Genomic DNA, 6,510 nt, shown 5'->3' on the forward strand with positions numbered 1-6,510 from the left:
CGCAGAATTTCATCTGTGCAGGTGTAGGGGGCGTGCGGCGCTACCGCCGGGATGATCAGTGAATGATTCTTCCAGCGCTGAATGTAATCGCGGGCATAGGCAAGCGATTCTTCGTAGGATTGAGCATCCGGGGTTGGAAATTTCAGCACGGTTTGACCACAAATGCCGCGCAGGCCGGCCTGAGCGGTGGCTTTTGCAATATCCTCTTCAAAGTAATACATATCCGCAAAGGTTGTTACACCCCCGCGGATCATCTCGGCACAGGCTAAACCGGTACCCAGGCGCACAAAGTCGGGAGAAACGAATTCCCTTTCGACTGGCATCATATAGCCCAGCAGCCAGACATCCAGCCGCAGATCGTCAGCCAGGCCGCGCAGCAAGGTCATGGGTACATGGGTGTGAGCATTGATCAGACCCGGCATGAGGATTTTGCCGCGACAATCTACCACCTGATTGGCAAAATACTGCTGGATGATTTCATTTTGTTGACCGGCAGCCAAAATGGTTTCTCCGCGGATCGCAACTGCACCGGGTTCATAGAGATTAAATTGCTCGTCCATCGTTACGACGACGGCATTCTTAAGAATGAGATCGGCTGAAATTGTCATAAATTATTTTCTCCGGTTAGGCTTGAAGGCAGATGTCGGCGCACAAATTCCAGCGAAGTTCGTAAAGCCCACAACCCGGCCAGGGGCGGTGGTCCACCGTAGGAGCGGGTTGTTTCGTCAATTCCCTGCGGAGTGCGCAGGTAAAGGGTCAAATCCTGCTGTTGTTCTCCTCGCTTCAGGCTGGCAATTAAAGCCAGGCGGCTCTGTAAAAATTCTGGGTTTTGTTGAAGGCTTTCGATGAGTGTTTGTTGTTCCGTGTAGGGTAAAAAGATCAGAGTTTCGGGGTTTGAAAGGACGGTTTCGAGCCGTTTTTTAACTTCTTCGGGAAAACCGGCAGCGGCTATAAAAATTTCCCAATTTAACGCCCGGAGTTTTTCGGCAACCACCTGCTCCAATTTTTGTTGATCAACTCCAAAGATTGCAAACCCCATCCGCTGGTAAACCTGACGGATTGTTTTTTGAATCATCCGGTCAGCCTCTTCAATCGAAGCGGCTTTGGCGGTGATGCGGATATCCACCTGACCGGGATGTGCCAGCAATCCAACAGTGGGATTGGATTGTCTTTCTAAATCCGCCAGCCATTCGTCCACCTGAGATTCGCCAACTCCGGCAGCGTGTAAAACCGTTGCACGGATTACTTCGCGCAAATCATACCGGGAACGCAGTAATGGAATTATGGATTGGGTGAGAATGGTTTCCATTTCACTGGGCACACCCGGCAGACAGATTATTATTTTATCCAGCCATGGATAATAAAATGCTGGAGCGGTTCCAACCGGATTGGGAATGGCAACCGCTCCGTCGGGCAGATATGCCTGCCGGCGGTTATTTTCGGTTGGGAGGCGGTTATAACGACGAAAACGCTCCTGAATTTGCTCCCATAAATCAGGGTGGAAGACTAGTTCGCTTTGGGTGGCAAGCGCAACAGCTTCGCGAGTGGGGTCATCTACGGTTGGACCCAAACCGCCAGTGGTAATTACAATTTGGGCACGGGAGAGCGATTCGCGGATGGCTTCGGCAATCCGGACGGCATTATCTCCCACAATCATGGTGCGATAAATATCCACACCAAAATCGCGCAGGGTACGGGCAATGAAGGCGGTGTTGGTGTCATGGGATTCACCCAGCAACAATTCGGTACCGATGGCAATGATTTCAGCAGCAGTCATGGGTTTGGTTTTTTTGGTTAAAATATGAGGAAGTGATTAAACCTTTCTCAAAGTTTAGCACAAAACTGCGTTCTGACAAAACCTGAACCATGTCTGTTCAATGCTCTTTGGTAAAAGGCAACCCATTTCAATCATTCGAGGAATATGTGAAAAATTATCGTCAACAATTCGGTTCGTGGGGTGAGGCAGTGGCTGCCGCTCGAATCACGGATGCAGGATATGAATTAATTGGACAGAATGTTCGCACTCCCTACGGGGAAATTGACTTGATTGCCCGATATGGAGAAGTCATAGTTTTCTTTGAGGTAAAGACTCGCAGCACAGATGACTTTGGGCCCCCGGAAGATGCTCTTGATACGAAAAAAAAGGAACACCTGATTAATGCTGCCTCATTTTTTGTTCAAGAAAAAAATATTAACGGTGATTGGCGGGTGGACTTAATCGCAATCCGCGGCAGATTGGGTCAAGCAGACCCGGAAATCGAGTGGTTTGAAAATGTCATCGGCTGAAGGCATGCCCCGTTTGATTGTCATCGTAGGACCAACAGCGGTTGGAAAAACCGAAACAGCCATCCAGCTGGCACAGCAATTTGAGGGAGAAATTGTATCTGCAGACTCGCGGCTGTTCTACCGTGGTATGGACATTGGCACTGCCAAACCCACCCAAACTGAGCGGCAGCGCGTGCCGCATCATTTAATAGACGTTGCCGAGCCAAACGAAGTGTGGAGTCTGGGGGTTTTCAAAAGCGCAGCTAAACAGGTGATTGCTGATATTCAAGCCCGCGGTAAGATGCCTTTTCTGGTAGGTGGGACAGGTCAATACATCACGGCATTAATTGAGGATTGGTCTGTACCGGCGCAACAGCCGGATGCCCGGCTGAGGCAGGTTTTGGAATGCTGGGCGAGGGAAATCGGCCATGAGAGTATTCATCACAAACTGGCGATTCTGGATTTCCAGGCTGCCTCTGCCATAGACCCGCGCAACCTTCGCCGAACGATTCGCGCCCTGGAGGTGATTCTTAAGACCGGCCAGCGTTTTTCGGAGCAGCGTCAAAAAGGAGAGTCACCATACAGGGTATTAAAGATCGGTTTAAAAAGGCCGCGGCAGGAGCTTTATCAACGCATTGACCAACGCCTTGATCAAATGCTGGCAGCCGGACTGGTGGATGAAGTCAGGCAATTATTGGAGCGGGGATTGCAACCTCATTCACCGGTTTTTTCGACCATTGGATACCGTGAAGTTGTGGCTTACCTGCACGGAAAGCTAACCATGGATGAGGCAATCGCGTTAATAAAAAAGAATAGCCGTCAATTCGTTCGCCGGCAGGCCAACTGGTTTAAAGAAAACGATCCGAAAATTCACTGGTTTGAAATGAACGAAAAAACCACCCGCGAAATTTCGGAGCTGATTCGCGGGTGGTTGGTGGAAGTCTAAAGCGGTTTAGTTATTCGATGCCAGAGCTGGCACACCACTGCGCTTGGGAACCGGCGGCGGAAAGATGCGTTCAAATTCCTCGCGGGAGATGGTTTCAACTTCCAGCAAGCGCTGAGCCACCGCATCCAGTTTATCGCGATACTCGATCAGGATCTGGCGGGCTTGCTGGTAGGCATCGTTGACCAGACGGCGAACCTCGGCATCAATTTGCTCAGCGACTGCTTCGGAGTAATCGCGCTGTTCGGAGATTTCGCGCCCCAGAAAGATTAATTCCTCTTTCTGTCCATAAACCATCGGCCCCATCTCGCGGCTCATTCCCAAACGGGTGACCATCGTACGGGCTATTTGGGTTACGCGCTCAATGTCATTGCCAGCTCCGGAGGTAATATCGTCAAAGACGATTTCCTCAGCAGCGCGCCCGCCCAGCAAACCGACCATTTGAGCAATGAGTTTCTTGCGCGGCATAATCGTCCGATCTTCAGTTGGCAGGGCTATGGTATAGCCGCCAGCCATTCCCCGAGCGATAATCGTAACCTTTTGGACGGGGTCATGATCCGGCAGAGCGTTCATCACTACGGCATGTCCGGCTTCGTGGTAGGCAATAATGCGTTTTTCTTCATCACTGATCAGGCGGCTCTTGCGTTCCGGGCCGGCGATCACGCGCTCGATGGCTTCTTCAAATTCTGACTGAGAAATACTCTTTTTATTCCGCCGGGCAGCAAGAATGGCTGCTTCGTTGACCAGGTTTTCCAAATCGGCACCGACAAAACCGGGAGTTGCCCGCGCAAGAATGCTCAGGTCCACATTGGGTTCAAGCGGCTTGCCTTTGACATGCACCTTGAGGATGGCTTCGCGTCCGCGAACATCCGGGCGGTCCAATACAACCCGCCGATCGAAACGGCCGGGGCGCAGTAAAGCTGGATCGAGGATGTCGGGACGGTTGGTGGCGGCCATGATGATGATGTTGGTGTCGGTATCAAAGCCGTCCATTTCAACCAGCATCTGATTGAGGGTTTGTTCGCGCTCGTCATGGCTGCCGCCCAAGCCAGCACCACGTTGGCGTCCAACGGCATCAATTTCATCCACAAAGACAATACAAGGGGAGTGGCGCTTGGCCTGATCGAACAGGTCGCGCACACGGCTTGCACCAACACCCACAAACATTTCCACAAATTCCGAACCAGAGATGGAGAAGAAAGGAACACCAGCTTCTCCTGATACCGCTTTTGCCAGCAGTGTTTTACCCGTGCCGGGAGGTCCGACCAGCAGCACACCTTTTGGAATGCGCGCGCCTAACTGGATGAACTTTTGGGGTTCACGCAAAAATTCGACAACTTCTTTCAATTCTTCTTTGGCTTCTTCCACACCAGCGACATCTGCAAACGTGACCGTTGGATGATCCCCGGTAAACATACGTGCGCGTGATTTTCCAAAGGACATGGCGGCATTATTGCTGCCCTGAGCCTGTCGGAAGATAAAGAAGAAGGCACCGATTAAGATCAGAAACGGTAAGATGTAACCGAGGGCGGTCAATACACCTACCCAGGCGCTGGGTGGTTTGATGATGATTTTGATTCGTTCAGGATGCAGCTGTTCCTGGGTTACCCCTAAATTAAGCAGTTGTTCAACCAGAGTTGCAGAAGGCTCTTTGGTGGAGAGCGCTTCGCTCAGGTCTTTGTAGGTAATTTTCAGGCGGTTGTCATCCTCTTCAATTTTTGTAACCCGCTGATTCTTGATATCTTCAGCCAGTTGGTTAATTGAAACTTCGGAGGTGCTGCCCCGCTGGCTGAAGCTGTACATCACCATGGCGATGATGGCCACAAATAGCAGCAGGTAGACAACATAAGATTGGTTGCGAGAGCTCACATAAACCTCCATGTTATTAATGAAACCCATCCGGGCGAATTGCCTTTATTGTTGGTATGAATTATACCAATCTATCAATACCCCTGCCAGTCTATGAATAAGGATTAGGGTGGTTCTTATACAACTCCTATGTTGACGGAATGATTATCCCTGTCTATACTGGAAGTAGTGCCATGGAATTGATTTTTGGAGGTGAGAGATGAGTGACCAGCCTGATTCTTCTGCTTTTAAGCCCCTTGACGAACGAATTGAAGAAGGCAATACAGAAGAAAATGAACACGTTCTCCCGGAAGATCGTCCAATGCGGGCAGTTTTTCCTGTTCTTGAAAGTGAAAGAGAAAAAGTGGTAACGAAAGGCAATGAGTTCATCACGCCGGAGCGAATTCAAGCCTTGCATGAACGTGCCAGTCATGCGCTTGAAAGAATTAGAGCAGAAGTTAACAAAATTGAATTAGCCGGTCAGTTGTTTGACAAAATCGAACGAGCACGACAACTCCTTTTTGAAGCAGAAGAAAATTTTGAAGAGGGTGAGCGTTTGATTGTTGAAGTTGAACACCGATTGGATTTTATTGCGCGGGTCAAACAGGCTTCTCGGACGGTTGGTTTGCGTCTGTTTGGCTATGAACTGTTTGTTTTCCTCATGTTGATTGCGGTGTTTGTCATCACCAATATTGAACCGCAGGCTTCTCAGATCAATCGAGTAAGTCCGTTTGCTTCGGTCAATCTGGTGCAGTTTATCAATACGCTGTTATGGGGTGGTTTTGGGGGTGTGGTTGGCGCATTGTACGCTTTGTGGAAACACATCGCTGCTGAGCAGGATTTTGATCCACAATATGCTTTGTGGTACATTACCAATCCATTGCTGGGAATTGCGTTAGGAGCATTTGTTTTTCTGGTTTTTCAGGCCGGGTTCTTTTCTCTGACCGCAGGAATAGAAGAAAATGTCACCATTCGCTCAGCCCTGGTCATCTATGTGTTTGCGTGGGTGAGCGGCTTCAAGCAAAATGTGGTTTATGAAATTGTCCGCCGAATTTTGGATGTCTTTCGAGTTGAATTGGGCGGAAAGACAGAAGAAACACAAAAACCCGGTTCGGCTGAGGAAGAAAGAAAATAAAACCCATCAAGTAAGGGCTTGAATGGTCTGCCAGGCCTGATTGATGTGGATTCGGTCATGCGTTGCAACAAAACCCACCAGTTCTTTCAAGGTGGTAGGCCCAAAAATTGCGTGGCGAGCTGGTCTTTGCCAGTCTTTTTCGTTTAGATTGATTAATTTTTGCAAAATCTCACTGCGGGCTGAAATAAATCCATCCAGTGCGGTTCTTCCATTTTCAAAAATACAATTCCGCGCTTCAACCCAGCCATCCGTCATTGCGGCTGGCAGGAAGGGACGGTTTTCTTTCAATACCATTTCAATGCGTTCCAGATTGACCTCG

At 49.6% G+C, this 6,510-nt stretch carries 7 protein-coding genes; 3 read left to right on the top strand and 4 right to left on the bottom strand.

Annotated elements, in window-relative coordinates; all coding sequences use genetic code 11:
- Together VAE48_RS01495 and VAE48_RS01500 are read right to left on the bottom strand one after the other, a co-directional pair.
- Positions 1 to 608 (bottom strand): amidohydrolase family protein (locus VAE48_RS01495; protein ID WP_322791537.1); only part of this gene is annotated, 608 nt, incomplete at its 3' end.
- The gene (locus VAE48_RS01500; RefSeq protein WP_322791538.1) at positions 605 to 1,777 is read right to left on the bottom strand and encodes a competence/damage-inducible protein A; all 1,173 of its coding nucleotides are present in this window, start codon (positions 1,775 to 1,777) and stop codon (positions 605 to 607) included. The genes VAE48_RS01495 and VAE48_RS01500, both read right to left, overlap by 4 nt.
- A 146-nt stretch (positions 1,778 to 1,923) precedes the next feature.
- Here VAE48_RS01500 and VAE48_RS01505 point away from each other — a divergent pair, with 146 nt between their 5' ends.
- Both VAE48_RS01505 and miaA read left to right on the top strand, forming a co-directional pair.
- A complete protein-coding gene (locus tag VAE48_RS01505; RefSeq protein ID WP_322791539.1) occupies positions 1,924 to 2,286 on the top strand; it encodes a YraN family protein in 363 nt (120 codons plus the stop codon).
- A complete protein-coding gene (miaA, locus tag VAE48_RS01510; protein WP_322791540.1) occupies positions 2,273 to 3,211 on the top strand; it encodes a tRNA (adenosine(37)-N6)-dimethylallyltransferase MiaA in 939 nt (312 codons plus the stop codon). The genes VAE48_RS01505 and miaA overlap by 14 nt, the downstream gene beginning before the upstream one ends.
- Before the next feature lie 6 nt (positions 3,212 to 3,217).
- Here the strand turns inward: miaA and ftsH are convergent, their stop codons facing one another.
- The gene (gene ftsH, locus VAE48_RS01515) at positions 3,218 to 5,089 is read right to left on the bottom strand and encodes an ATP-dependent zinc metalloprotease FtsH (RefSeq protein ID WP_416181009.1); all 1,872 of its coding nucleotides are present in this window, start codon (positions 5,087 to 5,089) and stop codon (positions 3,218 to 3,220) included.
- 187 nt (positions 5,090 to 5,276) lie between these two features.
- Here ftsH and VAE48_RS01520 point away from each other — a divergent pair, with 187 nt between their 5' ends.
- Positions 5,277 to 6,191, top strand: coding sequence for a hypothetical protein (locus VAE48_RS01520; RefSeq protein WP_322791542.1), 915 nt, complete (start codon positions 5,277 to 5,279; stop codon positions 6,189 to 6,191).
- A gap of 6 nt (positions 6,192 to 6,197) precedes the next feature.
- Here VAE48_RS01520 and VAE48_RS01525 read toward each other — a convergent pair.
- Positions 6,198 to 6,510, bottom strand: a 313-nt coding sequence (locus VAE48_RS01525) for a DinB family protein (protein ID WP_322791543.1), incomplete at its 5' end; no start/stop codon positions are given.

The sequence above is a fragment of the Bellilinea sp. genome (assembly GCF_034432615.1).
GTDB lineage: Bacteria > Chloroflexota > Anaerolineae > Anaerolineales > Anaerolineaceae > Bellilinea.

Coding starts and splice junctions, on each gene's coding strand:
- VAE48_RS01500 (WP_322791538.1), bottom strand. CDS start 1,777: ATGACTGCTGCTGAAATCATTGCCATCGGTACCGAATTGTTGCTGGGT.
- miaA (WP_322791540.1), top strand. CDS start 2,273: ATGTCATCGGCTGAAGGCATGCCCCGTTTGATTGTCATCGTAGGACCA.
- ftsH (WP_416181009.1), bottom strand. CDS start 5,089: ATGGAGGTTTATGTGAGCTCTCGCAACCAATCTTATGTTGTCTACCTG.
- VAE48_RS01520 (WP_322791542.1), top strand. CDS start 5,277: ATGAGTGACCAGCCTGATTCTTCTGCTTTTAAGCCCCTTGACGAACGA.